This is a genomic window from Spirillospora sp. CA-128828 (assembly GCF_050945415.1).
GTDB lineage: Bacteria > Actinomycetota > Actinomycetes > Streptosporangiales > Streptosporangiaceae > Spirillospora.
The window spans coordinates 6,460,397-6,484,947 of the sequence record NZ_CP191986.1 but is presented as its reverse complement, the minus strand read 5'-3'; the positions used below and the strand labels follow the sequence as shown (position 1 = coordinate 6,484,947).

26 protein-coding genes are annotated in these 24,551 nt (G+C 66.9%); 14 read left to right on the top strand and 12 right to left on the bottom strand.

Features of this window, described 5'->3' with window-relative positions:
* Positions 1-29: 29 nt before the first annotated feature.
* The 5 genes from ACQPXG_RS31300 to ACQPXG_RS31280 form a co-directional block, all read right to left on the bottom strand.
* Positions 30-1,388 (bottom strand): FAD-dependent oxidoreductase, encoded by a 1,359-nt coding sequence (locus ACQPXG_RS31300; protein ID WP_433462728.1) that lies wholly within the window; start codon positions 1,386-1,388, stop codon positions 30-32.
* Positions 1,389-1,444: 56 nt separating this feature from the next.
* Positions 1,445-2,266: an SAM-dependent methyltransferase gene (locus ACQPXG_RS31295; RefSeq protein ID WP_433462727.1), complete on the bottom strand. Its 822-nt coding sequence runs from the start codon at positions 2,264-2,266 to the stop codon at positions 1,445-1,447.
* Positions 2,267-2,339: 73 nt separating this feature from the next.
* Positions 2,340-3,824 (bottom strand): amino acid permease, encoded by a 1,485-nt coding sequence (locus ACQPXG_RS31290; protein WP_433462726.1) that lies wholly within the window; start codon positions 3,822-3,824, stop codon positions 2,340-2,342.
* A gap of 191 nt (positions 3,825-4,015) precedes the next feature.
* A complete protein-coding gene (locus ACQPXG_RS31285) occupies positions 4,016-6,103 on the bottom strand; it encodes a 3-hydroxyacyl-CoA dehydrogenase NAD-binding domain-containing protein (protein ID WP_433462725.1) in 2,088 nt (695 codons plus the stop codon).
* Entirely contained in the window at positions 6,100-7,302 is a 1,203-nt protein-coding gene (locus tag ACQPXG_RS31280) for a thiolase family protein (RefSeq protein WP_433462724.1), read from the bottom strand. Before ACQPXG_RS31280 ends, ACQPXG_RS31285 begins: the two co-directional genes overlap by 4 nt.
* Positions 7,303-7,486: 184 nt before the next feature.
* Here ACQPXG_RS31280 and ACQPXG_RS31275 point away from each other — a divergent pair, with 184 nt between their 5' ends.
* Positions 7,487-9,292 (top strand): AMP-binding protein, encoded by a 1,806-nt coding sequence (locus ACQPXG_RS31275; RefSeq protein WP_433462723.1) that lies wholly within the window; start codon positions 7,487-7,489, stop codon positions 9,290-9,292.
* On the opposite strand, the gene ACQPXG_RS31270 is transcribed toward ACQPXG_RS31275, so the two are convergent.
* Positions 9,289-10,464 carry a sensor histidine kinase gene (locus ACQPXG_RS31270; RefSeq protein WP_433470084.1) on the bottom strand — a complete coding sequence of 392 codons (1,176 nt, stop codon included), beginning with the start codon at positions 10,462-10,464 and terminating at the stop codon, positions 9,289-9,291. The two genes, ACQPXG_RS31275 and ACQPXG_RS31270, sit on opposite strands and share 4 nt — an antisense overlap.
* A gap of 20 nt (positions 10,465-10,484) precedes the next feature.
* Positions 10,485-11,147, bottom strand: a complete 663-nt coding sequence (locus tag ACQPXG_RS31265) for a response regulator transcription factor (RefSeq protein WP_433462722.1) — start codon at positions 11,145-11,147, stop codon at positions 10,485-10,487.
* Between the two features lie 204 nt (positions 11,148-11,351).
* Between ACQPXG_RS31265 and ACQPXG_RS31260 the strand changes: the two genes are divergently transcribed.
* The 4 genes from ACQPXG_RS31260 (at position 11,352) to ACQPXG_RS31245 (ending at position 13,518) form a co-directional block, all read left to right on the top strand.
* Positions 11,352-11,576, top strand: coding sequence for a hypothetical protein (locus ACQPXG_RS31260; protein ID WP_433462721.1), 225 nt, complete (start codon positions 11,352-11,354; stop codon positions 11,574-11,576).
* On the top strand, positions 11,569-12,177 hold the full coding sequence (locus ACQPXG_RS31255; protein WP_433462720.1) for a DUF2637 domain-containing protein: 609 nt from the start codon (positions 11,569-11,571) through the stop codon (positions 12,175-12,177). The genes ACQPXG_RS31260 and ACQPXG_RS31255 overlap by 8 nt, the downstream gene beginning before the upstream one ends.
* 307 nt (positions 12,178-12,484) lie before the next feature.
* Positions 12,485-12,895 (top strand): hypothetical protein, encoded by a 411-nt coding sequence (locus ACQPXG_RS31250; RefSeq protein WP_433462719.1) that lies wholly within the window; start codon positions 12,485-12,487, stop codon positions 12,893-12,895.
* A 2-nt stretch (positions 12,896-12,897) separates the two neighbouring features.
* Positions 12,898-13,518, top strand: a complete 621-nt coding sequence (locus ACQPXG_RS31245; protein ID WP_433462718.1) for a hypothetical protein — start codon at positions 12,898-12,900, stop codon at positions 13,516-13,518.
* A gap of 1,077 nt (positions 13,519-14,595) precedes the next feature.
* Here the strand turns inward: ACQPXG_RS31245 and ACQPXG_RS31240 are convergent.
* Positions 14,596-15,627 (bottom strand): DUF4238 domain-containing protein, encoded by a 1,032-nt coding sequence (locus ACQPXG_RS31240; protein ID WP_433462717.1) that lies wholly within the window; start codon positions 15,625-15,627, stop codon positions 14,596-14,598.
* Positions 15,628-15,756: 129 nt separating this feature from the next.
* Between ACQPXG_RS31240 and ACQPXG_RS31235 the strand changes: the two genes are divergently transcribed.
* On the top strand, positions 15,757-16,608 hold the full coding sequence (locus ACQPXG_RS31235) for a hypothetical protein (RefSeq protein ID WP_433462716.1): 852 nt from the start codon (positions 15,757-15,759) through the stop codon (positions 16,606-16,608).
* Positions 16,609-16,901: 293 nt separating this feature from the next.
* Here ACQPXG_RS31235 and ACQPXG_RS31230 read toward each other — a convergent pair whose 3' ends face one another.
* Complete coding sequence (locus ACQPXG_RS31230; protein ID WP_433462715.1) at positions 16,902-17,633, bottom strand: XRE family transcriptional regulator; 732 nt, start codon at positions 17,631-17,633, stop codon at positions 16,902-16,904.
* 174 nt (positions 17,634-17,807) lie between these two features.
* Between ACQPXG_RS31230 and ACQPXG_RS31225 the strand changes: the two genes are divergently transcribed.
* From ACQPXG_RS31225 to ACQPXG_RS31215, 3 genes are all read left to right on the top strand, one after another.
* Positions 17,808-18,296, top strand: a complete 489-nt coding sequence (locus ACQPXG_RS31225; RefSeq protein ID WP_433462714.1) for an ATP-binding protein — start codon at positions 17,808-17,810, stop codon at positions 18,294-18,296.
* A 415-nt stretch (positions 18,297-18,711) separates the two neighbouring features.
* On the top strand, positions 18,712-19,167 hold the full coding sequence (locus ACQPXG_RS31220) for a GntR family transcriptional regulator (RefSeq protein WP_433462713.1): 456 nt from the start codon (positions 18,712-18,714) through the stop codon (positions 19,165-19,167).
* A gap of 49 nt (positions 19,168-19,216) precedes the next feature.
* Complete coding sequence (locus ACQPXG_RS31215; protein WP_433462712.1) at positions 19,217-19,783, top strand: HD domain-containing protein; 567 nt, start codon at positions 19,217-19,219, stop codon at positions 19,781-19,783.
* A 19-nt stretch (positions 19,784-19,802) separates the two neighbouring features.
* Here the strand turns inward: ACQPXG_RS31215 and ACQPXG_RS31210 are convergent, their stop codons facing one another.
* Genes ACQPXG_RS31210 through ACQPXG_RS31200 form a run of 3 tightly spaced genes read right to left on the bottom strand, consistent with a single transcriptional unit; the run spans position 19,803 to position 21,561 of the window.
* Positions 19,803-20,309 (bottom strand): hypothetical protein, encoded by a 507-nt coding sequence (locus ACQPXG_RS31210; RefSeq protein WP_433462711.1) that lies wholly within the window; start codon positions 20,307-20,309, stop codon positions 19,803-19,805.
* Positions 20,310-20,337: 28 nt separating this feature from the next.
* The gene (locus ACQPXG_RS31205) at positions 20,338-20,814 is read right to left on the bottom strand and encodes an NUDIX domain-containing protein (RefSeq protein ID WP_433462710.1); all 477 of its coding nucleotides are present in this window, start codon (positions 20,812-20,814) and stop codon (positions 20,338-20,340) included.
* A gap of 3 nt (positions 20,815-20,817) precedes the next feature.
* On the bottom strand, positions 20,818-21,561 hold the full coding sequence (locus ACQPXG_RS31200) for an XRE family transcriptional regulator (RefSeq protein ID WP_433462709.1): 744 nt from the start codon (positions 21,559-21,561) through the stop codon (positions 20,818-20,820).
* Between the two features lie 179 nt (positions 21,562-21,740).
* On the opposite strand from ACQPXG_RS31200, the gene ACQPXG_RS31195 reads away from it, so the two are divergent.
* From ACQPXG_RS31195 to ACQPXG_RS31175, 5 genes are read left to right on the top strand one after another with little or no spacing between them, the layout of a single operon-like run.
* Positions 21,741-21,950 (top strand): hypothetical protein, encoded by a 210-nt coding sequence (locus ACQPXG_RS31195; protein ID WP_433462708.1) that lies wholly within the window; start codon positions 21,741-21,743, stop codon positions 21,948-21,950.
* A gap of 11 nt (positions 21,951-21,961) precedes the next feature.
* A complete protein-coding gene (locus ACQPXG_RS31190) occupies positions 21,962-22,102 on the top strand; it encodes a hypothetical protein (RefSeq protein WP_433462707.1) in 141 nt (46 codons plus the stop codon).
* A 13-nt stretch (positions 22,103-22,115) separates the two neighbouring features.
* Complete coding sequence (locus ACQPXG_RS31185; protein WP_433462706.1) at positions 22,116-22,304, top strand: hypothetical protein; 189 nt, start codon at positions 22,116-22,118, stop codon at positions 22,302-22,304.
* Between the two features lie 30 nt (positions 22,305-22,334).
* Entirely contained in the window at positions 22,335-22,676 is a 342-nt protein-coding gene (locus ACQPXG_RS31180; protein WP_433462705.1) for a hypothetical protein, read from the top strand.
* A gap of 59 nt (positions 22,677-22,735) precedes the next feature.
* On the top strand, positions 22,736-24,460 hold the full coding sequence (locus ACQPXG_RS31175; RefSeq protein ID WP_433462704.1) for an FtsK/SpoIIIE domain-containing protein: 1,725 nt from the start codon (positions 22,736-22,738) through the stop codon (positions 24,458-24,460).
* Positions 24,461-24,551: the final 91 nt, after the last annotated feature.

Sequence of the window (24,551 nt, the reverse complement as noted above, 5' to 3'; positions counted from 1 at the left end):
TCCCGGCGGGATCTTCTCGCGAAGATGAATCACTCGTGTTTGCGGCAGGCGGACGTCATCGCCTCCCAGCGGGCGAGCTTGACGCGCTCGCCCCGGTCGAGGCTGCGGGCGAGGGCGATCTCGGCGGCGTCGAGGTTGAGCCAGTCGTCGTAGGTGACGACGGGCAGCCCGCGCGACTCCAGCAGCTCCTCGATGGTGCGCTCCGGCGCCGTGCCGGCTCCGGCGACGTCCTCCAGCAGGTTGCGGACGGTCTCGGCGGCGTCGGACTTGTTGGTCCCGACGACGCCGGTCGGCCCGCGCTTGATCCAGCCGGCGACGTACTCGCGGGGGACGGGCGCGCCGTCCGTCCCGATGATGCGGCCGCCCTCGTTGGGGACGACGAAGGAGCGCTCGTCGAACGGGACGCCCTCCAGCGGCACGCTCTGGTAGCCGACCGACCGCAGCACCATCCCGACGGGCAGCGTCTCGAACTCGCCGGTTCCGGTGACGCGGCCCGAATCGTCCAGCCGGGTCCTCTCCAGCCTGAGGCCCTCGACCCGGTCCGTGCCGATGATCTCGGCGGGCGCGCGCCAGAACCGCACGTCGATGTGGCGGGCCCGGTCCGCGGCGGGCTCGCCGGTCCAGGCGTTCAGGACCTTGACGTTGCCGCGGACGTGCCGGTCGCTCTCGGCCAGCTCGGCGCTCGCCGGGTCGAGGTCCATGTCCTCCGGGCTGACGTGGATGCTCGCGTTGGGCAGCTCGCCCAGCTCACGAGCCTCCTTGGTGGTGAACTTCGCCTGCGCGGGCCCGCGCCGCCCGATCATGTGGACGCGCTTGACCCGGCTCCGCGACAGCACCTCGATGACCTGCTCGGGGACGTCGGTCTCGCGCAGTTCCCCGGCCGTCTTGGCGAGGATCCGGACGACGTCGACGGCGACGTTCCCGACCCCGATCACCGCGACCTCCTCGACGGAGAGGTCGAACTCGTGGTCGGCGGCGTCGGGGTGCCCGCAGTACCAGTTGACGAAGTCGGTCGCGGCGATGCTGCCGGGCAGGTCCTCGCCCGGGATCCGCATGTGCCGGTCGACCATCGCGCCGGTGGAGTAGATCACGGCGTCGTAGCAGTCCAGGAGGTCGGCGCGGGTGATGTCGCGGCCCAGCTCGACGCAGCCGAAGAAGCGGACGCCGGCGGTCTCCAGCACCTTCTGCAGGTACCGGGCGATCGACTTGATCGACGTGTGGTCGGGCGCGACACCGTAGCGCACCAGCCCGTACGGCGTCGGCAGCCGGTCGAACACGTCCACCCGGACATCGCCGCCGGTCTGCTTGACGAGGGCCTCCGCGGCGTAGATCCCCGCCGGGCCGGAACCGATCACCGCGACGCGCGCTGGAGATGCCATGCGGGTCATTGTGCCCACCCGTCGGTCAAAAGGACACCGTGACCCCGGTCACGGGTCGGGCGTGTTCAGGGTTTGCGCGCGACGCCCGCCCACATCGGCACCTCGCATGGCTCCCGCTCCCCGTCCGGGCGCCACTGCGTCGGCGTGACCAGCCCCGGCTCCACCAGCTCCAGCCCGTCGATCAGCGCCAGGACCTCGTCGTGGTCGCGCGGCCGCGCCTTCTGGACGGCGTTCTCGTTCCACATGCGGAACGCCTCCCGCACCTGCGGGCCGCCGAGCTCCGCCGTGGCGTGGGTGAAGGCCAGCCAGCTCCCGGGCGGGACGGCGTCAAGCAGCCGCCACAGGATCGCGCGGGCGTCGCCGGCGTCGGTCACGAAGTGCATGAGGCTCATCAGCGTGATGGCGACGGGCTCGCCGAGGTCCAGGGTGCGGGACGCCTCGGCGAGGATCCGGCCGGGTTCGCGCAGGTCCGCGTCCAGGTAGGCGGTGACGCCCGACGGGGCGGAGTTCAGCAGCGCCCGGGCGTGCGCGAGCACCACGGGATCGTTGTCGGCGTACACCACGCGGGCGTCGGGCACGACGTCCTGCGCGACCTGGTGGACGTTCGGCTCGGTCGGCAGCCCGGTGCCGATGTCGAGGAACTGGCGGACGCCCTGCCCGGCGAGGAAGGCGACCGAGCGCCGCATGAACGTCCGGTCGGCGCGCACCATCGCGACGACGTGGGGATTGGCCTGGGCGATCTGCTCGCCGAGCTCGCGGTCGACCTCGTAGTTGTCCTTGCCGCCGAGCCAGTAGTCCCAGACCCGGGCCGAGTGCGGCCTGGTCGAGTCGATCCGGTCCGACGGGGTGGGGCCGCCCGCCGGAGGGGCGGAGGTGTCGCCTGCCATGTGCCTGTCACCGTCCAAGCGGGGGGATGCCGTGGCGCCTCACCAAGATCGTATGACGGATGAGACCGCGGTATCAGGACTTGACGGAAACCTCTGAGGCGCGGCCCAGCCGGCTGTGGCGGTACCCGTACAGGGCGTAGACGACGATGCCGACGACCATCCAGACAAGGAAGCGCAGCCAGGTCGCCACCGGCAGGTTGATCATCACGAACAGGCAGGCGAGCACCGACAGCACCGGGATGACCGGCACCCAGGGGGTGCGGAAGGCGCGCGGCAGTTCGGGGCGGGTGCGGCGCAGGATCATGATGCCGACGGAGACGACGAGGAACGCGAACAGGGTGCCGATGTTGACCAGCTCGGCGAGCTCGCTCAGCGGGATGAACCCGGCGAGGACCGCGACGATCACGCCCATGATGATCGTCGAGCGGTAGGGCGTGCCGAACCGCGGATGGACGACCGACAGCCAGCGCGGCATCAGGCCGTCCCGTCCCATGGCGAAGAAGATGCGGCTCTGCCCGAGCAGCAGGATCATCACCACGGTGGTGAGGCCGATCACGGCGCCGACGCTGATGATGGTGGAGAAGGCGGTGTGGCCGACGGACTTGAAGGCGTCGGCGAGGGGCGCGTCGGTGCTCAGATTCTTGTAGTTCTCCATCCCGGCGACGACGGCCGAAACGGACGAGTACAGGACCGCGGTGACGATGAGCGAGCCGATGAGCCCGATCGGCAGGTCCCGCTGCGGGCGGCGGGCCTCCTCGGCGGCGGTCGCGACGACGTCGAACCCGATGTAGGCGAAGAAGACGATGGCGACGGCGGAGAAGACGCCGGGCCAGCCGTAGCTGACCGGCGCGCTGCCGAACATCACCTGGACCAGCGGCGCGTCGAGGCCCGCCACGTCCGGGGTCGGGTGGGCGGGCGGGATGAACGGGTCGTAGTTGGCGCCCTTGATGAAGAACAGCCCGGCGAAGATGACCAGGAGCACCACGATGACCTTGATCGCGACCACCACCTCGTTGACCCGCGAGGAGATCTTGACGCCGAGGACGAGCAGCCCGGTCACCAGCAGCACGAGGGCGATGGCCGGGACGTTGACCGTCCCGCCCTCGCCGGGCGGGTCGGCGAGGGAGCCCGGCACCGTGATGCCGATGTCGTCCAGCAGCTCGGCGAAGTAGCCGGACCAGCCGACCGCCACGACCGCCGCGCCGAGCGCCATCTCCAGGATGAGGTCCCAGCCGATGATCCAGGCGGGGAACTCGCCGAGCGTGGAGTAGGAGAACGTGTACGCCGACCCCGCCACCGGGAGGGTCGAGGCGAACTCGGCGTAGCAGAGGGCCGCGAGACCGCACACCACGGCTGCGAAGATGAACGACAGCGAGACCGCCGGGCCTGCCTTGTCCTTGGCGACCTGCCCGGTCAGCACGAAGATCCCGGTCCCGATGATCACGCCGACGCCGAAGACGGTCAGGTCGAGCGCGGACAGTTCCCGGCGGAGCCGGTGCGCCGGCTCCTCGGTGTCCCGGATCGACTGCTCGACCGACTTCGTGCGCAGCAGGTTCATCCTCGGCGCCCCTTCGCGTCCCGGTGCTCAACGGCCGTCAGCCGTATGCCCATATGTGCGCGGCTTATGATCAGCCGAAACGCGGGCGCGTCCGTGACGTGCGGAGACGCCGGAAAAGAGGCGTTCCGAGAGCGGCTCGGGACGCCTCTTCTCCGGTGTTCTCCGGTCTCGGCGGTGCGGCAGGGGGAGCCTCAGGCGGGCAGGGAGGCGACCCCCGGGCGCAGGAAGCGGCGGCCGGCCGCCCGCTCCGCGACACCCGACCTGTCCAGGTACGGGGTGATGCCGCCGAGGTGGAACGGCCAGCCGGCGCCGAGGATCATGCACAGGTCGATGTCCTCGGGCGCCGCGACGACGCCCTCGTCCAGCATGATGCGGATCTCGTCGGCGAGCGCGGCGAGCGCCCGGTCCAGGACCTGCTCCTCGGTGGACGGGGCCGTCCCGCCGCCGAAGATCTGCACGACCTCCGGGTCGAGGGAGAAGTCGGGCAGGTACACGCCGCTCTTTCCGGCCGCGACCATCTTCGCCAGGTTGTCCGACAGCGGGAACCGGTCCGGGAACGCGCCGTGCAGGGTCTCGTTGACGTGCAGCGCGATGGCCGGGCCGACCAGCCCCATCAGCACGAACGGCGGCATCGGCAGGCCCAGCGGTGCGGCGGCCCGTTCGGCCACCTCGATCGGGGTGCCCTCGTCCACCGTCCTGACGATCTCGGCGAGCAGCCGCAGCAGGACCCGGTTGACGACGAACGCCGGGGCGTCCTTCACCAGTACGCAGGACTTCTTCAGCGCCTTGCCGGTCGCGAACGCGGTGGCGAGCGCCGCGTCGTCGGTCCTCTCACCCCGGACGATCTCCAGCAGCGGCAGCACCGCGACCGGGTTGAAGAAGTGGAACCCGACCACGCGCTCCGGGTGCTTCAGCCGCGCCGCCATCTCGCTGACCGACAGCGACGAGGTGTTGGTCGCGAGGACGCACTCGGCCGAGACGTACTCCTCGACCTCGGCGAACACCTTCTGCTTGACCGACATCTCCTCGAAGACGGCCTCGATGACGAAGTCGGCGTCGGCGAAGGCGTCCTTGGTGAGCGAGCCCGTGATGAGGGCCTTGAGCCGGTTCGCCTTGTCGGGGGAGAGGCGTCCCTTGCCGAGCAGCTTGTCGATCTCGCCGTGCGCGTAGCCGACGCCCTTGTCCAGGCGCTCCTGGTCGAGGTCGGTCAGCACGACCGGCACCTCCAGGCGGCGCGCGAACAGCAGCGCGAGCTGCGAGGCCATCAGGCCCGCGCCGACGACGCCGACCTTGGTGACCTTGCGGGCCAGCGACCGGTCGGGCGCCCCGGCGGGACGCTTCGCGCGCTTCTGCGTGAGGTCGAACGCGTAGAGGCCGGCGCGCAGCTCGTCGCTCATGATGAGGTCGGCGAGAGCCTCGTCCTCGGCGGCGAAGCCTTCGTCGCGGGTGCGGTCCTTGGCGGCGGCGACCAGGTCCAGGGCGCGGGTGTAGGACGGCGCGGCGCCGTGCAGCTTGCCTTCAACGTTCCAGCGGGCCATCGCGACGGCGTCGTCCCACGCCTTGCCCTTGTCGACCTCGGGACGCCGGACGGTGATCTCGTCCTTCAGGACCCGGGCCGTCCAGGCCAGCGACTCCTCCAGGAAGTCGGCCGAGTCGAAGACCGCGTCGGCGATGCCCAGCTCGTACGCCTGCGCGCCCTTCAGCATCCGGTTCTGGGAGAGCGGGTTCTCGATGACGACCTTGAGGGCCTTCTCCGCCCCGATCAGGTTCGGCAGCAGGTACGTCCCGCCCCAGCCGGGCACCAGGCCGAGGAACGCCTCCGGCAGCGCGAACGCCGGGACACCGGACGAGATCGTCCGGTAGGTGCAGTACAGGCCGATCTCGACGCCGCCGCCCATCGCCGCGCCGTTGTAGTAGGCGAAGGACGGGACGCCCAGCTCGCCGAGCCGCCGGAACACGTCATGGCCGAGCTTGCCGATGGCGCGCGCGTCCGCGTGGTCCGCGATCAGCGGGACGCCCTTGAGGTCGGCGCCGACCGCGAAGATGAACGGCTTGCCGGTGACGCCGACGGCCACGATGTCGTCGCGGCCGGCGATCGCGTCGATGGCGGCGTTCAGTTCGGCGAGCCCGTTCGGGCCGAAGGTGTTCGGCTTGGTGTGGTCGTGGCCGTTGTCGAGCGTGATGAGCGCGAGCGTGCCCGCGCCATAGGGAAGCGCCACGTCACGGACGTACGCGTGCGTGACGACCTCGTCCGAGAAGAGTTCTCCAAGGCTGCTCACTTCGCGCCCTCCCAGTTGGCGTTCTCCCAGAGGACGGTTCCGCCCATGCCCATGCCGACGCACATCGTGGTCAGCCCGTACCGGACGTCGGTGCGCTCCTCGAAAAGGCGGGCGAGCTGGTTCATCAGCCGCACGCCGGACGAGGCGAGGGGGTGGCCGAGGGCGATCGCGCCGCCCCAGGGGTTCACCCGCGCGTCGTCGTCGGCGATCTTGAAGTGCTCCAGGAACGCCAGGACCTGCACGGCGAACGCCTCGTTGATCTCGATGAGGCCGATGTCGTCCATGGTCAGCGCGTTGCGGGCGAGGAGCCGCTCGGTGGCGGGCACGGGCCCGACGCCCATGACCTCGGGCTCCACCCCGGCGAACGAGAAGTCGATCAGGCGCATCTTCGGCGCGAGGCCGAGCTCGCGGGCGACGTCCTCGGCGGCCAGCAGGCACGCGGTGGCGCCGTCGTTGAGGCCCGCGGCGTTGCCGGCGGTGACGTTGCCGTGCACGCGGAACGGGGTCTTCAGCTTGGCGAGGTCGTCCAGCGTGGTGCCGGGACGCGGCGGCTCGTCCTCCGTGGCGAGCCCCCATCCCTTCTCGGCGGAGCGGATCGCGGTCGGCACGAGGTCCGGCTGGATCTTCCCGGCGGCGTAGGCGGCGGCGACCTTCTGCTGGCTGCGCACGGCGTAGGCGTCCGCGCGCTCCTTGGTGATGCCGGGGAACCGGTCGTGCAGGTTCTCCGCCGTCGACCCCATGACCAGGGCGGACGGGTCGACGAGCTTGTCGGCGAGGAACCGCGGGTTCGGGTCGACGCCCTCGCCCATCGGGTGCCGGCCCATGTGCTCGACGCCGCCCGCGATGACGACGTCGTAGGAGCCGAAGGAGATGCCGGCGCCGGAGGTGGTGACGGCGGTCATCGCGCCCGCGCACATCCGGTCGACGGCGTAGCCGGGGACGCTCTTCGGCAGCCCGGCCAGCACGGCGGCGGACCGCCCGATGGTCAGGCCCTGGTCGCCGGTCTGCGTGGTGGCGGCGATCGCGACCTCGTCCACCCGCGCGGGCGGGAGGGACGGGTTGCGGCGCATCAGCTCGCGGATCGCGCGGATGACCATGTCGTCGGCGCGGGTCTCCGCGTACAGGCCCTTGGGGCCGGCCTTGCCGAACGGCGTGCGTACGCCGTCGACGAACACGACGTCGCGTGCGGTGCGAGGCACGGGGTCCTCCCTGGGATGGGACTCGGTGAAGGTGTCGAGCCTCGTGCCGCCCCTGCCTTCGGACGGCGGCACGAGTACCCGCTGCAACGATGCTACTCGCTGGTAACCGCTTATTCTACTCGTCAGTAACCACTGACCGGTGGCGCGGGTGTAACGTGGCTTGAAATCACCGCAGGAGGGCACGGTGACGCACGCGAGGCCCACGTACCGGCCGGGGATGCGCCGGCGGATCGGGCATATCCGCGACCTCACCTCGCTCCTCCTGCGCACCGGCCTGCTGTTCGGCGGCGGCCCGCGCCGGCTCGTCCGGCAGCTGCGCACGCTGCGCCGCTGGGGCACCACGCTCGCCGGGCTGGTCGCCTCGTCCGCCGCCCGCTCCCCGGCCCGCCCCGCCCTGATCGACGACGAGGGCGTGCTCACCTTCGCCGAACTGGACGAGCGCGCCGCCCGCCTCGCCGCCGGGCTGCCGCTGCGCGGCCCCCGCCCGCGCGTCGGCGTCCTCTGCCGCAACCACCGCGGCATGGCGGTGACGCTCGTCGCGTGCTCCCGGCGCGGCGCCGAGGTCGTGCTGCTCAACACCGGCTTCGGAACGGGCCAGATCCGCGCGGTGCTCGGCGAGCTGCGGCCCGGCCTGATCGTCGCCGACGCCGAGTTCGCGCCGCTGCTCGCGAACGTCCCGATCGCGCTGCGCCGGACCGTCCTGTGGGCCGACCGCCGGCCGCCCGCCGCCGCCCCGCTGTCCGCGCCCGTCCCCGCCGCGACGCTGCCGCCCCCGCCGCGCCCGGCGCCGGACGCCGACCCCGGCCCGGTCGAGCCGGGGCCGAGCATCGAGGAGGTCATCCGTTCGGTGCCGGCGTCCGCGGCCGTGGCCGCGCCGCCGCAGATCCAGAGCCGGACGATCATGCTCAGCTCGGGCACCACCGGGCGGCCGAAGGGCGCCCGCCGCCCGCCCCGCCCCGGGCTGTGGCCGCTGGCCTCGATGACGTCGCGGATCCCGCTGCGCGCCCGGCACACGATGATCGTCGAGGCGCCGCTGTTCCACACCTGGGGCTACGCCGCGCTGCAGATGGCGTGGGCGCTGCGCGCGCCGGTCGTCCTGCACCGCCGGTTCGACCCCGAGCAGACGCTGCGCGCGATCGCCTCGCACCGGGACGTCACCCTGTTCGCCGTCCCGGTCATGCTGCAGCGGGTCATGGAGCTGGCCCCCGAGGTCCGCGCCATCTACGACACCTCCTCGCTGCGGATCGCGGCGCTGAGCGGCGCCGCGCTGCCCGGCGACCTCGCCACCCGGTTCATGGACGCGTTCGGCGACCGCCTGTACAACGTCTACGGCTCCACCGAGGCGTCCTGGGTGTCCATCGCCACCCCGCGCGACCTGCGGCTCGACCCGCGCACCGCCGGGCGCCCGCCGCGCAACACCAAGCTGTCGATCCTGGACGGCGAGGGCCGCCGGCTGGGCCGCTCCACACGCGGCCAGATCTTCGCCGCCAACGAGCTGCTGTTCGAGGGCTACACCGGCGGCGAGCCGATGGAGGTCCGCGACGGGCTGCTGTCCACCGGCGACCTCGGCCACATCGACCACCGCGGCCTGCTGTTCGTGGACGGGCGCAGCGACGGCATGGTCGTCTCCGGCGGCGAGAACATCGTCCCCGGCGACGTGGAGGACGCCCTGCAGCGCCTGCCGGAGATCCACGAGGTCGCCGTCACCGGGGTCGCCGACGCCGAGTGGGGTCAGCGGCTCGCCGTGTACATCGTCCTGCGGCCCGGCGCGCGGCTGGACGCCGACGCCGTCCGCGAGTACGTGCACGCGCAGGTCGCCCGCTACGCGGTGCCGCGCGACGTCCACTTCATCCCCGAGCTTCCGCGCAACGCGACCGGCAAGGTCGTGCACCGCTGGCTGTCCGCGCGCCCCGACCGGCCCGAGCCCGAGGGACGCGTCAGCTGGCCGCAGCCGCCGCCCTGGCCCCTCGGCGCGCAGCGGACGGGCTAGCCCGCGGCGAGGGCCGGCTCCCGCGCCATCGGCAGCCGGACGGTGATCGACAGCCCGCCTTCCGGCCGCGGGACGGTCTCGATGGCGCCGCCGTGCGCGCGCACCACGGCCCGGACGATCGACAGGCCGAGACCCGCGCCGTCCCTGGACCCCGTCCGGTCCGCGCGCAGCCGCCGGAACGGCTCGAAGATCGTCGCGACCTCGTAGGACGGGACGGGCCGGCCGGTGTTGACCACCTGCAGGAACGCCTCGCCGTCCCGGACGCCCGTGCGGACCCAGATCCGCCCCTCCCGCACGTTGTACTTCACGGCGTTCTCCAGCAGGTTCACGGCGCACCGCTCCAGCAGCACGGGGTCACCGGTCACGGTGGCCGGGGCGAGCCGCGCCTCGACGTCCACCTCCGCCTCGTCGGCCGGATCGTCCAGCTGGTCGAGCGCGCTGCGGACCACGTCCGGCAGGGGGGTTCCGACCCGGGTCGCGAGCTCCCGCTCGGACTTCGCGAGCAGCAGCAGCCCCTCGATGAGCCGCTCGTGCCGCGCGGTGTTGCCGAGCAGGACGTCGGCGAGCGCCTTCGTCTCCGGCGGGCTCTTCCGGCTCGCGAGCGCGACCTCCAGCACCGTCCGGTTGATGGTCAGCGGCGTCCGCAGCTCGTGCGAGGCGTTCGCGACGAACCGCCGCTGACCGTCGAACGCGCGGTTCAGCCGGTCCAGCATCCGGTCGAATGTGTCGGCCAGGTCCTTGATCTCGTCCTGGGGGCCGTCCAGTGCGATCCGCTCGTGCAGGGTGCTCTCCGACAGCCGCCGCGCCGTCGCCGTCACCTTGTGCAGGGGGCGCAGCATCCGCCCCGCCACGACGTACCCGATCACCACGGCGAGGACGCCGAGGACCAGCATCGTCACCAGTGAACTCTGCAGCAGCTGCTGGAGGACGTCGTGCTTCTGCTGGGCGAGCTGCCGGTCGGCGTCGGCCTTCAGCCTCATCAGCTGGCCCACGTCGCCGTTCACCGCCATCGCCCGCAGCCGCGTGACCGTCGTCGCGTCCATGCTCTGGCGCACCGGGAACCGGTCGTCCATCGTCCGCACGGTCAGCAGGTATGTCACCGCGACCAGCGTCGCCGAGGTCACAAGGAACAGCGACCCGTACACCAGCGTCAGCCGCGTCCTGACACTCAGCCTCGTCACCGCCGGCCCCCTCACCGCGACTCCAGCCGGTATCCCGAGCCCGTCACCGTCTCGATCACCGGCGGCCCGCCGAGCTTGCGCCGCAGCGTCGCCATCGTGACCCGGACGATGTTGCTGAACGGGTCGATGTTCTCGTCCCACGCCCGCTCCAGCAGCCGTTCGGCGCTCACCACGCCGCCCTCCGCCCGCAGCAGTTCCTCCAGCACGGCGAACTCCTTGTTCGTCAGCCGCAGTTCCCGGCCGTCCCGGGCGACCCTGCGCCGGTGCGGATCGAGCCGGATTCCGCGGCACTCCAGGACGGGCGGCACCGGCGGCCCCGACCTGCGTCCGAGCGCCCGCACCCGCGCCACGAGCTCACTGAACGCGAACGGCTTCGGCAGATAGTCGTCGGCGCCGAGCGACAGCCCGTCCACCCGGTCCTCGACGTCCCCGGACGCGGTCAGCATCAGGATCCGGCCGGTGCGGCGGGATTCCACCAGCTCCCGGCACACGTCGTCCCCGTGAACGGTCGGCAGATCCCGGTCGAGGACAACCACGTCGTACTCGTTGTACGAGGCCCGCTCCAGCGCGTCGTCGCCGTCGTACACCACGTCAACGGCCATGGCCTCGTCGCGGAGCCCTTCGGCAATGGTGTCCGCGAGCACCCGCTCGTCCTCGACGATCAGTACACGCATACCCCCGAGCATCCCCCGCCACGGGTTAAACCCCGATAAGCCGCACCCTCTTTGCTGATATCGGGCCAAGTCTGAGGACGTCGCCGAGAGCCCCTCTCATCAGCGCAAACGTCCGGGTGAGTCGCGGTGAGTCAGAGCACATCGGATCTCATTGGCTCCCTGCTCTGGCTCCCGTGGCTCCCCGGACCGAGAGGAGGAGATCACATGTCCCTCAAGATCAACGACACCCGCATGATCCTCACGGTGAACGATGCTGTGATCGCCACCGCCGCCCGCGTCGATGGAGCCTGGCACGTCAGCACGTGGCCAACGCCCCTCAACCGCAACCAAGCAATCACAGCCCTCACGCTCGCCGAACTCCTCGCCATGGGACACAACGAGAGCGACTCCCTGGTGATCTCGTTCCGAGAGGAGTTGGCCCATGGCTGATCGCCTCACTCGGATCACTACCGCGCTGGCCGTGGGCATCGTCGCCGTGATCGCGGCCGTGATCTCGTACCGCCACGCGTACGAGTTGGTACGCACCCATGGCGAGACCGGCTTCACTGCCCGGTTGGTGCCGTTCACCGTGGACGGCCTCATCTGGGCCGCCTCCATGGTGATCCTCGACGCGAGCCGCCGGAAACAACGCGTACCAACGTTGGCCAAGTGGAGTCTCGCCGTGGGCATAGTGGCCACCATCGGCGCCAATGTGGCGCACGGTCTGAACCACGGCCCCACAGGTGCCCTCGTCAGCGCATGGCCCGCGCTCGCCCTCGTCGGCTCGTTTGAGCTACTGATGACACTCACCCGGAACGCCGCATCACAAGCTAGAACGCCTGAACAAGCTCAGTCGGCGGAGCCAGCGTTGATGGAGCCCGAACCAGGCCACACCAAAGTGGAGCACAACCCCGAACAAGCGGTTCTCGCTGACTACGTAGCGAGCCTCAACGGTCCAGGCAAGCCACTCTCGCAACGAGCGCTGGCCGAGAGGCATGGCATCGACCGACGCAAGGTGAAACAGATCATCACCACTGTGGCGCAGACCTGAACCATCGGGGTGCAAGACGAAACCCTCGCCGATTCGGAACATGGACGGCGGGGGTTTCGTATGCCCTGGATGCTGCTATGCCCTCCGTACCAGCGGTGTCCGGCCTGGGGATGTTGGGAAGCGAGGCCCCCAGCCGGACGCTACGGACCCGCCTGACACGTGCCTCGGGCAGAGTTTCCTAAGGCAGCGCTATATCAAACTGGCATGTTGCGGACACACTGATCAAGTGAATCTGTCGTTGCCTACACATAGAGTGAAGCTGACCCGATGCTGGAGATACGAAATCACCGGAGTTGCTGACAGGAGCGTGCTTGAGATGCTGGACCCGGAGACAACAGCGATCATCACCGGCGCAGCGGGAAACCTGGTTGCCTACATGCTCAATGGCCAGGTAGACGCTGTGCGTTCGTGGGTCGGGCGTATCTTCCGGGGAGGGAGCGAGGAGGATCAAGCCACCTCACTCCGCATCGTAGAAGAAGACTTGACGTCTCTGACACAACGAGCGGTATCAGAGGTTGAAGTGAGGGCTAGATGGGGTGCACTCCTAGCAGCGTACCTAGCTGAGCATCCCGAAATCCGGGCCGATCTTGAGGGTATGGCGAAATCGACATTCATGACGACGGAGACTATGAACGTCGGCGAGCAGCACAATTACGGCTCGGGCTCCTTCATTGGCCGAGACAACTATGGAGAAATCGCTACAACTGGAGAATCGTGACGATGGGCGAGCATCCGGACAGCAAACAGCCCCGAATCGAGCAACACAACCATGGTTCCGGTGCATTTATCGCCCGCGACAACTATGGCACAATAAATACCATTGATGCGACGACAAAAAAGATTCTCTCAAAGCTTTCAAAGGAGGCGCCAGCACTTGCGGAGCTACTGCAAAAGGCTCTTCAGGATGGCGTCGTATCGTCTGATGTCGTCTTCGCTCTTGAACACGCTGCTCGGAGCATCAACGAAGATGTCGCACATGCACTCTTAGTTGCCGGAAACAGTATCAATGAAGACGTTGCAAGCAACCTCCTTCATGCCAGCAGACAAATAAATGAGGCGGAAGGTCTAACGCAGGCCATCACAAGAATTGAATATGCATTGGGAGAGTTCGAAAGGGTGGCCACTGTCTTGAACGGCATGACCCCGCCTTCTGGCCGGAATGATCTGCTCAGCCGGCTAGAAAGCACCTTGCGCAGCATTGGAGATCACGCCGACCGGATCGAAGGTACAGTACAACCTCCGCCAGCACAGATGGTCGTCAATTGGAAGGTGACCATGTGGGCATTCGGGGTAGGATTCATGCTTGGCGTCGTCCTGCTGGCTTATGCGATAAATGGCTAGTGTAGCGGATAAGATTAAATTCTTTGACAAACAGATTCTTGTTCGCGCCGAGAAGCTTAGCTGGGCAGGGGCCGAGGCGGTTGGTCAAAGCGGTCATAACTGCCCTCCACGTAAGGATCGTTTGGACTGGCTAGCCCTTCAAGGTCAATTTCTTCTACCCACTTAAGGACTGTCGGCCATTCATCTGTCAAAGTCGTCCGAATTTCATTAACGAGATCCTCGCTGGGTGGCAAGCTGTGACGTGTGACGCTGCGTCGTCGAAACCTCTCCTCGTTGTCGACCCCTACGATGATTTCAATTTCTGCAGACTCTGTGTCGTTTACATGAGGCCATGTTACATATAGCAGAATCCATCGATTCAAAGGCTTGCCTGTTCGGACTGCGCTCCATGCCCAAGAACCGTGTCTATCGGCGGTGGACGACAAGACCTCGAAATGACTTGAGTCACACATTGCAGCAAAAGAGGCGGTTATTGGATCCAGTTTCTCCGTGTGCGGCTCATGCATGAATGCTACTCCCTCAACAGAGTTGTATCGCCCAGCCAGGACCGATTACCGCCTGGGGTAGGTATCCGCTAGGCAATATGTATTCGATGCCGGTGCTGAGTTCTATTGGATAGGGGCCATAAATCTTCTCGATCTTATCTGGGTCGAGCAGGATTACGTGGGTACGGCTCTTTTCGGGGGCTGGTAGTACCAAAAAATAAGACACGTGCTCCAAGCAATACGGTGTCGGTGTGACATAGGTTTTTGTCGTACGCCCTTCCGTGGATTCGTGGGCATTGTTCGCGTCAACGTATCGAAGCAGCGGTCGACCTTTTAGTATGTCATGCGCGTTGACATCCGAAGATGGGGCCTGGTCGCGCGATGTAAAACGGTCAGTGAATATCGCTCCGGATCTCCACGAAGTATAGCCATCGAGCCAAGTTGCTAGATTGCATGCACAGGCCATCGTCCCCCCTCCCGCTCCACGTTATTCATCGTACCCTTGGCTCAAGTTTCTATTGCGAACATAGATTCTATTGGACATATTTATACAATGGGATTGACGGATCTTGGTATCGAATTTGGCCAGATATTAGAGCATATGTTCGATGAGCGCGTTGAGGTCGTCGGGGCCGAACTCGGCATCGAGCAACACTTGCCGGTCATCCTCCGGGATCCACCCCCACAACTGCGCGGTAACGGCAACCTCACGCTCGCGGGGCTGCGGCAGATCGAACCCGGCGAGGGGCGTGTCCTTCGGGTGGTGGAACAGGAAGCGACGGGCACTGTTGACCACGCACGAGTTGCTGAATAGCGCCACCGCGGCGACCCCGGCAACGCGGACATCACGCTCATGGGCCGATATCTCGGGCGGAACCGCGGACGGTGGGTACATCGCCAGCGAGTGGCGACGGGTCAACGGCGCATGGAGGACGGTCGCGTTCTCAACACCGGTGCCCATGCCCATTCCGGTCGCATCGTCGTTCGGGACGACAAACACGGGGTGGTCGCTGGTCGCGAGGGTCTTGCGTTGGAACACGGTGAGCAGCCAGGAGCGGTCGAGGAGTGATTGCGTGACCCTGGGTAGCAACTGCGCTAGGTGCTGCACGTGGTGGTTGGCGTGAACCTGCGCCCGGAGCGGATTCTTGAAGAAGCCGACCCATTCGCGGTCGACCGTCTCGTCGTCGGCCGGTTCGCCCGCGGCTTGGAGGGCCTCGCGAACCCGTCGGCGCCCGCCGATGATCGTTTCGAGTAGCAGCGCGTGGGTCGCGATCTCACTCATGGAGTTCCTCACCCCACTACCGCGCAGGAGTTGCAGCGCCAACCACGCGGCCATGGCCTCTCGGTGCTCCTCGGGGAGCGGCCACACCCCGGCGGCGAGTTCACGCCACGCGTCGGCGGCGAGCGTCTCGATCTGGGAGAGGGCCTGTTCCGCGAGGTCGGACTCGTGCCCGTCGTTGTCGATGACCGTGTAGAAGTCGGTCTGCACCGAGGCATTCGCGATGTTCTGGGTGAAGGTCCGCTCACCCGGCAGCATGACCGTCGTGACCCGGTCGAGCTCGTCGGCGAAGTACCGCAGATAGAATCTCGACACGACGTGGTGGCGCCTCGCCCGCTCCGGCACGTTCCCCCTCAACACCCGTTCCCGCCCGGCCAAGGTCAGGCTAGGACGCCCCGCCCGACATACGCCCGTGTTTGCCGAATACTCCGAATCCTGCGGTTCCGGGCCCTCGCGGCAGCTAGCGTCCATCGGGTGACGAAGGACGAGTACGGCGACGGCATCATTGCCAAAGTTACCCGGGCGGCCGACTTGCTGGAGCAACTCCAGGCCATGCAAGCGGAACTCCGCGAGGGCCGCGAGGAACCCCAATACGAGCGCCGCGACAACGCACGCGGCGACGAAACCAACCCACTGGTGTGGGTTGAATGGGTGGTGACCAAAACCCCTGCGCCGCTTCCCCTGGCGTTCAGTGCTCTACTCGGCGACGTCATCCACAACCTCCGCGCCGCACTCGACTATTCCACCTGGGCCGCCGTCGACGGCGGCATTCGCGAGACGGACCCGCGAGGCGTCGCGTTCCCGCTGTACGACCGTGAGGCCGATTTCATCAAGTGGGCTAACCGGAAGAAAGACTGGTACGCAAAGCCCACCATGGACGCCATTGAGCGCGCCCAGCCGTTCAAGGCGCCGGCCGACCGGCTGCACCCGCTGGCGGTGCTCCAGCAACTCTCCAACGTCGACAAGCACCGGCTGCTCAACGTGGTCGAGTACGCGGCGTTCGACCTCGGGCCCGTCGGCATCACGCCCGAGCCGGTGGTGAAGCACTACGGGGCGGCGACGGGCCGAGTGGAGGCTGGTGATGTCCTGGTGCGCGTCGAGTTCCCGCGCCCGGTTGAGGGTCATGAGGTGGAATTGCGGCCCACGTTTGGCTGGTATGAATCCGTGCCGTACGAGCGCGACGGCGAGGTCGACTACCTCCGTATCGACTGGATGCTGACCGCTATTTACCAGATGGTCGTGACCACGGTAGCGGACATGGACGTGGCCCGCCGGATTGAACGCGGCGAGGTCGACCCGAACGCCGAAGCCGAGCGCGGCAACTAGCCCGAGGTCCGATCCCGCGGCGGGCTGTTCAAACCGGCCAGCGGCACGGGCGCGGTCAACTCGGCTTCGTGGCTGGTCTTCGTCTTCGTGCGGCCCCGTGACTCCTGCTTGTCTTCGCGCCTGCCCGACCGGCGTCGGCCGGGTCCCGTAGCCTGGCGCCCAAGCAGAGGCGGAGGGCCAAGCGCCGAGTCGGCGGCGCGTGCGGCCCGGTTCTAGGGCGGCCTTGAGACGTGCAGAAAGTCTGCACAAGGTCCCGGGCGCTAAATTCCGTGCGCTAGATCACGGGATACGTTCTAGGCCATGGGGGACGCGCCGGACCATACGCGTTCAAGGCTTTCCAGGTACATGCTCGCCATGTTGCCGTCTTCAGCCCTGCGTAGGTGGAGGACGGGGGCGTGGGATGCAGCGATGCCGTAGGCATGCGGGTTGATCAGTAACTCGCCGTCGGCGCGGTAGATCGAGTTGTAGAGCACCGTGTCATGTAGCCGGACGTCAACGTTGTCCACGTCCTGTAGAGCCCGGTAGTGGACGAGCGCATTGCGGATCTTCGCGGCCATGGATTCGCCCACGCCCTCGTCGCTGCCGCGCTCAGCTACGCACGTTCCGTCCGGGTCGCCGAGCAGGATCCGCACGCGAACGCCTTCACGTGCTCGCTGGGCGAGCGTGCGCATGATGCCCGTGTCTTCGGCGAGGAAGAGCCCCGCGTAGGCCAGGATGCCGATCTCGTCCCGCGCGGCTTGGAAGAGCTGGTGCCAGACCGTACGAGGCACCGCCCAGCGGTGCGGGTAAGTCGTAAGGATCTCAATCACCGGCGCCTCTACCGGTGTGCTCGTCACGGCGACGTGCGGCCATAGGTCGACCTCGTCGCGTCCGACCAGTGCGGCGACCCTCGTCCGGTGGCGCGGGTAGGGGACACGTCCGGCGATCCATCGGTGGACGGTCTTCGGGTCCACGCCCAGCCGCGCGGCAACGCCGGCTTCGGTCAGGTTCGCGTCGGCAAGGGCACGCCTCAACAAGTCGTTCACCGGACCTCCCGCGGATGCAAGCGACAACGACGCACAAGCGACGCTAACAGAAGACGTCCCTAGACGTCCCTAGATGCCGATGGAGAGGTCCCACTCCGGACGGAAAGCTCAACACGCACAGCGACGAGACACAGCCCCCGCGAGAGGCCAACCCCGATGACCACAACAGCCCTAATGGACAAATCGACGCATCTGCGTTCGCAGACGTTGACGAAAGCGTGCCCCGACAGCGTGTATCTGACCCGCTCTCTGGTGCGTGAGGCTCTCGACGGGTGGGGGCTGGCGGCGTATGCGAGCGACGCCTGTCAGATCATGAGTGAGCTTGCGGGAAACGCCGCAAGGCTCTGTGAAGGCGAGGAGATCCGGGCTTGGGTGTGCCGGATCGACGCAGGGGTAGAGCTGTGCGTGTGGGACGGGCACCCCGGGCGCCCCGAGCTGCAATCGCCGCGTGACGGTGCCGAGTGTGGGCGTGGGCTGATCATCGTTCAGGCGTTCGCGTCCGGTGGCTGGGGATGGTGCAGCCTGGGGGAGGGCAAGATCGTTTGGGCGCGCATCGCCATCGATTACGCGTTCATGCTGTCCGCCGCGCGGGCGGCGGGCCGCCCGGTAGTCGGACCTTTGCCACACGTGGACAGGCCGACCGCGCCAGCGGCAACCCCATAGACGGCCCCCGCCCTGCGGAGTCTCCCCGTCGGTTCCCCCGGCTTGGTGGGTTCCCCAGTCCCCGCAGGGCGGGCGGCAACCAACTCAACCCTGGCGTCAAAGTCACTCCGCGGCCCCAAGCGCCACACGTTTCAAGGGCCGTCCAGGAGAATCCAAGGCTCAATACGCACCCGGTGGGACACCGTTCAGGGGAAAACGGGGCCTGCGTCAACAAGGGTTGAGCCGGGCCCCGGCGCATCGCTGCCGACCCCTGCGAACCAGCGCCGGGGGCTCAGAACGCACGCTTGACTCTGCAACAATGAAAGGCCATTAATGTATGCACGTGGTTTGCAATTAGAAGGAATTGTGGACAAGATTTCAGTCAGGCTCATAATTCGTTTCGGGTCCGCGCAGAAAATTAAAGATACGTTCTGACATGGCCCGCCGAACGGAATGGGGTGCCTACCTTAAGATCACTGACGCCCTGCGTCAGCGCATCACCAATGGCACCTACCCTCCTGGTAGCCGCATACCTGGGGAAGCCGCGCTTTGCGCCGAGTTCAGCGTTGCCCGCAACACCATACGGCGGGCCCTCTCCGCCCTACATGCCGAAGGACTCATCACCGTCCGTACCGGCGTAGGACGCTTCGTCCGCGACTCGGCTACGCAACCGCGTACGCGTTCCGAGCATGTCGCCGCGAATCTACGCCACCAGATCGAGATCGGACGCTACCAACCGGGGGACGCACTCCCCAGCGAGGCGCAACTTGCCCGCCGCCATGGCGTGTCCCGATTCACCGCCCGCGCGGCCCTCATCGATCTTGAAACCGCTGGCCTGGTCACCTGCGTCCATGGCAAGGGACGCTACGTCCGTCAAGACGTCCCCAGATGAGCCACACATGCCCGTGGACGTCCACGTTCGCCCCCGTAGCGTCGACCTCATGAAGAAAAACACCGCAGCATGGGCCCTCGCCCTCGCGCGCAAGCACCTGGAGACCCCGCTCCCGCGCCGCTGGGCACACACCCAAGGAGTAGCCCGCCAAGCCCGCACACTTGCTCCCGTCCTGGGCGACAACGCCGACCTCCTAGAGGCCGCCGCATGGCTTCACGACATCGGCTACGCCCCCGACCTCGTCAATACCGGCTTCCACCCCCTAGACGGCGCCCGCTATCTCCGTGACATCCACCACGCCGACGACCACCTATGCCGTCTCGTTGCTGGTCATTCCTGCGCGATCATCGAGGCGAGAGAGCGAGGTCTAGACGAGAGCCTTGCCAGTGAGTTCCCTCCCGCCAACCCCGGGCTGGCCCGCGCCCTGACCTACTGCGACATGACCACAACCCCAGATGGTGCCCAGGTCACGGTAGAGGCTCGCCTCGCGGAAATCCGCAACCGTTACGGCCCCGTTCACCTAGTGACCCGGTTCATCAATCGTGCCCAGCCTTACCTAATCCAAGCTGTCCTCGACGTGCAGCAGGAGACGCTTCTCGCATGCTTGGATGTCTAGTGTGTCGCGTGAATGAAGTTCATCGCCGTCGAAGCAAACCCTTTCTCAGTTCCATTCGAATGGCGCTGCACAGGGAGTCGTATTTATCGTCAACCGACTCGCCTTTTGCAATGAAATCGTCTTGAGGAGTATGCCACCTTTCGCCAAAGAGTGGCGACTCGCCCAAGAATCTCCTTGGTTCACTTTCAAGGCGCCTAATGTCACGTTCGCGCCAATTTATTATTTCCGTCAACAGTTCATTCAAAGCCATCTGTACGGAGTCGGAAGCAAGAATTTCAGCCCTTCGCACGATCTCTGTTTCATTTGAGAGGGCTGCAGGAAATGGGGATGAAGGGGGCGAGCGATCGTACAGGCGCTGCCACATTTCACGGTTGTGTCTACCCAGGTGATCGACTAGTTCCATGTAGATATCTGCTCGCCTTGCCCAAGTTCTCTCCGAACTTTGTAGGCGCCGCTGATTCGCATATGCGATAATGCCGCCCACTGATACGCCGGGAATGCTGGCCAACCACACACTCAAGCTCATGACAGTACTCTGCGAAATTGATAGGCGATTAGTTAACGACTGGGTGTTGGCGATTCTCTAGGTAGTGGCCGATGCGGAGGCTCATTGATCGGTCCATCTGTCGATTTGTGGCCTTGTTGGCGGGAACCCAAAGAACTTCACTAGACTCGTCGCTTGTGCGGCGTTCGCCGGCCATTAGACGTGCCGTGAGTAGAATCGAGAACTCTTGACGGACCTCGTCGTTGCTGGTGTATTGGATTACGTGTTTGGGGTCACTGTAGATGCCCACTAGGCCGGTGATCTCTATCTCTATACCGGTTTCTTCTTTAGTTTCGCGTATGGCGGCTTGGGTTACAGACTCGCCGAGGTCGATGGCTCCGCCGGGGAGGGCCCAGTTGTCGTTGTCAGTGCGGCGTATCATGAGGATCTCGCCGTTGTCGTTCTCGACGACGACGTTGACGGATGGGACGAGGCTGTTGGCCTGGGGTGCGTTGGGGTCGTCGTAGTAATCGATTCTGCGGCCCATGCTTCAGTCCCCCGGTATCGGTGTGGCACCGTCCCAGACGCGTTCGAAGCTCTCTAGGTAGGTGTTGACCAAATCTCCGCCGGCTATGCGGCGCAGGTGCCAGACGGGGGCGTGTGCGGCTGTGACGCCGTAGACGTGGGTGTTGACGAGCAGTTGGTCATCGGCGCGGTAGATGGAGTTGTAGAGGACCGTGCGGTGAAGGCGGAACTCTACGCCGTCTCGTTTGCGTAGGTTCTTGTAGAGAACGAGGGCGTTGCGGATCTTTGCGGCCATGGCGTCGTCTACGCCCTCGTCTGTGCCGCGTTCGGCTACTTGTGAGCTATCGGGATCGCCTAGGAGGATGCGGACGCGCACACCCGCCTCCGCTTTCTCGGCGAACGTGCGGTGAATGCCTGCGTCTTCGGAGAGGAACAGGCCGGAGTAGACCAGCACGCCGATCTCGTCTTTGGCTGTAGCGAAGAGACGTCCCCATGCGTCCCTTGGGACGGACGTGCGGTGAGGGTAGATCGTCACCAGTTCGCTGCTGGACGCTGCCGTGACTTGCTCGTTGGAGAGAGCGTCCGGCCAAAGGAACGTCTCATCTACGCCCAAGCGCGAAGCCACTGCGTAGCGGTGCCGCCGGTAGGGGGTGCGGTCTTTGGTGATCCACCGTTCTACCGTTTTGGGGTCCACGTCGATCGCTTCGGCGAGCGTGGCGATAGTCAGGCCCTGCTCCAGCAGGGCTGCGCGTAGACGTTCGTTTGGCATGCACCCGTCCGAGATCCGGGACGTCCTAGGACGCGGTCAACCCTATGAGGACGTCATGAACACGTCCAGTCATGTAGTGATCTCGTCCCCCAGGTCAAGCGCACTCTCTTTCTCGTAAGCCACCGACCGCCCGAAACCGCCCCCGCCGGACACGGGCCTTACGAGAGGAGTGATCGCACATGATCCTCGTCCTGGCCTCCATTCTCGCTGTGTTCCTCGCCGGCTCCACCTGCGGCATCTTCGCCATGCTCGTCATCGGTATCCACGCCGAAGAGCGACGGGTGGCACGGGGGCGCGCCGCCTCGTCCCGCGCCGGTACGGCCTCCCGCCGTCTGCTCAGCACCCGGACGGGTGACGACCTCCCGGACCGCGTTCCGGCGGGGCGGTGAGCATGCGGCACATGCCTCGCGTCATCACCGGCCACGCCTGCGTGTGCGGCGCGCGTGTGGAGCCCGGTAACCGGCGGTGCCGCAAGTGCCGCGCCCGCGCCCGGTGGCTCCGGCGCGGGCGCGGTTCGCGGTACCCGGACCTGTGGCTGTGAAGGGGGTGAGCCTGTGAACGTCTCGGTTCCCCTGGTGGCGATTCTTGGCGCGGTGGTGTGGGTCGCGTGGCGGTACATGGGGCTTCGTGGCTGGCACATCGCGGTGTGTCTGCTGTTCGGGTTCTTCCTCGCCGCGACCAGTGCCGCGCCGGAAATCCGGCGACTGGTGTCCGTTCTCGTCCAGTCCCTTTCTCAGCACTGACGTCCCCTGACTGAAGGGAGGGATGCCCTGGTGCCTGATACACCGCACGTGAAGGTCAACGTTCAGGAGGTCCGTACGCGCAACCTCGCCGCGCGTGAAATCGTCTCGAATCTGTCCGCCGCGATGCCGTCCATTGAGGACTTGTGGCTTCGCCTCTACGCCGCGCTCGCCGATGTCCCCGCGCTCGTCTCCGAGATCGCCCGACTTGCGTCCGTGCTGTCGAAGGTGCGGCGCGACCGCGCGAATCTGGTGGCCGCTGGACGCGCCACCCTCAAGGCCGAGCGGGAGGCCGAACCGGATCCGTTGTACTACCTGCGGGACGAGCTTCGTGCGCAAGGGCACCTTCCCCCGGACTTCTGGGGGCGCTCATGAGCAGGACGCGTCAGATGCGGCGGCATGCCCACAAGATGCGCCGCAATGGGCTCCAGCCCATGGTGATCATCGACAGTGAGGGGCCGTTCCCGGACGTCGCCGGCGTCCTCCTCGCGCGGGCCATGTGGCGATACCGGTCCGAGCTGGCACCGGTCTACCTGGTGGCCGCGCTCACCCTTGGGGGCGCGCTCATGCACCTAACCCACTCGGAATGGTGGCCGTGGCTTTTGGCTCTGGCCACGGTGGCCGCATGGGCTCTCACCGTGTTCGGCGGACGGGTCGGGCTTGTCCTGCGGATCGAGCGGGCATATGCCGCCGCCGTTGCCACGGGTACCGGTGGGTGGCTCTCGGCCGCTACCGCGTTGGGAGTCACGTTCCGGCCGCTTCCTCTCGTTCTCGTCGGCGGCGGGCTTGCGCTCGCCTTGCCGTGGTGGGCACACCGGAGACGGCGCGCCAAAGTACGCGTCGATCGTCAGATAGCCGCATGGCCGGACATCGCGAAAGACGTCGGCCTCGCTGGATCACGCGCACAATCCGCGGTGGTGGACGTGTGGGGATGGCGCGCACGATTCGCCCTGGCACGCGGCCAGACGATTCAAGACGTCATCGCCAAAGTTCCGGCGATCGAGTCGGCTCTCGGGACGTTCCGGGGCGCTGTACGTGTCGCACCGACACGCGACGACAAGGCTAACCGATTCGAACTGCGGGTACTGGACACCGACCCGCACGCCGACGCCATCCCATGGCCTGGACCGTCCGTCTCGTCCATAACAGAGCCGATCGACCTGGGCCCGTTCGAGGACGCGACCGGCGCACGCGTTCTGCTGCTGCGACGTCACGGACTCTTCGGAGGTGTGGCCGGTTCGGGCAAGAGCGGCGGAATCAATGTCCTGATGGGGAACCTCAGCGCGTGTCAGGACGTGGTCATCTGGGCTATCGACCTCAAGCGCGGTATGGAACTCCAGCCGTGGGCGTCCTGTATCGATCGACTCGCCACCACACCCGAACAAGCTCGCGCCATGCTGCGCGACGCCGTCACCGTTCTGGAGGCGCGCGCCGAATGGCTCACTGCCAACGGACGGCGCGTGTGGGATCCGACTCCGGACCTTCCTGCACTCGTCATCGTCGTGGACGAGTACGCCGAACTCGCCGACGACGCTCCCGATGCCGCCGGCGACACGGACTCGATCGCGCGGCGGGGGCGTGCCGTCGCCGTAACGCTGATCGCGGCCACTCAGCGGCCCACACAGAAAGCCATGGGCAAGGGTGCCGTCCGGTCTCAGATGGACGTCCGCGTGAGCTTCCGCGTGCGGGAACGCAAGGACGTCGATCTCATCCTTGGGCAAGGGATGCTCAGCGCCGGATGGCACGCCCACATCCTCAACGCGCCCGGCAAGTTCCTGCTCTCCGCACCCGAACACGACACACCACGACGAGGCCGCGCCTACCTCCTCACTGACGCCACCGTGGCAGAGACGGCCCAGCGGCACTCATCCGCCCGTCCGTCGCTGGACGAGGTCTCTCGGCGTGCACTGGACGAGGCGCGCATGCCTGTCTCCGTGCCGTCCGTACACGTCATACCGTCCCGTGAGGACCCTGCAGAGACGGCGCTCAGGGAAGCCCTGGACGGCGCGCCCGACGAGGGGCTTCCGATCGCCCACCTTCTGATGATCACGCAACTGAGCCGCCCTACCCTCTACCGGCGCCTCGCCGAGCTGGTGAGGACCGGCCGCGCCGTCCAGGTCGGACGAGGCCGCTACAAGGCGTCCGATCACGCCCGGTAATCGTCTCAGCGTCTCGTCTCGCGTGCGCGTCTGCACGTATGGGCGGCGGAGACGTCCATGAGACGAGACGGAGACGGGCACTCCCCGTAGC

Bases quoted from the DNA above. Each gene is read 5' to 3' on its own strand.
- ACQPXG_RS31300 (WP_433462728.1), bottom strand. From the start codon at position 1,388: ATGACCCGCATGGCATCTCCAGCGCGCGTCGCGGTGATCGGTTCCGGC.
- ACQPXG_RS31295 (WP_433462727.1), bottom strand. From the start codon at position 2,266: ATGGCAGGCGACACCTCCGCCCCTCCGGCGGGCGGCCCCACCCCGTCG.
- ACQPXG_RS31290 (WP_433462726.1), bottom strand. From the start codon at position 3,824: ATGAACCTGCTGCGCACGAAGTCGGTCGAGCAGTCGATCCGGGACACC.
- ACQPXG_RS31265 (WP_433462722.1), bottom strand. From the start codon at position 11,147: ATGCGTGTACTGATCGTCGAGGACGAGCGGGTGCTCGCGGACACCATT.
- ACQPXG_RS31260 (WP_433462721.1), top strand. From the start codon at position 11,352: ATGTCCCTCAAGATCAACGACACCCGCATGATCCTCACGGTGAACGAT.
- ACQPXG_RS31255 (WP_433462720.1), top strand. From the start codon at position 11,569: ATGGCTGATCGCCTCACTCGGATCACTACCGCGCTGGCCGTGGGCATC.
- ACQPXG_RS31245 (WP_433462718.1), top strand. From the start codon at position 12,898: ATGGGCGAGCATCCGGACAGCAAACAGCCCCGAATCGAGCAACACAAC.
- ACQPXG_RS31225 (WP_433462714.1), top strand. From the start codon at position 17,808: ATGGACAAATCGACGCATCTGCGTTCGCAGACGTTGACGAAAGCGTGC.
- ACQPXG_RS31220 (WP_433462713.1), top strand. From the start codon at position 18,712: ATGGCCCGCCGAACGGAATGGGGTGCCTACCTTAAGATCACTGACGCC.
- ACQPXG_RS31215 (WP_433462712.1), top strand. From the start codon at position 19,217: ATGAAGAAAAACACCGCAGCATGGGCCCTCGCCCTCGCGCGCAAGCAC.
- ACQPXG_RS31210 (WP_433462711.1), bottom strand. From the start codon at position 20,309: ATGAGCTTGAGTGTGTGGTTGGCCAGCATTCCCGGCGTATCAGTGGGC.
- ACQPXG_RS31205 (WP_433462710.1), bottom strand. From the start codon at position 20,814: ATGGGCCGCAGAATCGATTACTACGACGACCCCAACGCACCCCAGGCC.
- ACQPXG_RS31200 (WP_433462709.1), bottom strand. From the start codon at position 21,561: ATGCCAAACGAACGTCTACGCGCAGCCCTGCTGGAGCAGGGCCTGACT.
- ACQPXG_RS31195 (WP_433462708.1), top strand. From the start codon at position 21,741: ATGATCCTCGTCCTGGCCTCCATTCTCGCTGTGTTCCTCGCCGGCTCC.
- ACQPXG_RS31190 (WP_433462707.1), top strand. From the start codon at position 21,962: ATGCCTCGCGTCATCACCGGCCACGCCTGCGTGTGCGGCGCGCGTGTG.
- ACQPXG_RS31175 (WP_433462704.1), top strand. From the start codon at position 22,736: ATGGTGATCATCGACAGTGAGGGGCCGTTCCCGGACGTCGCCGGCGTC.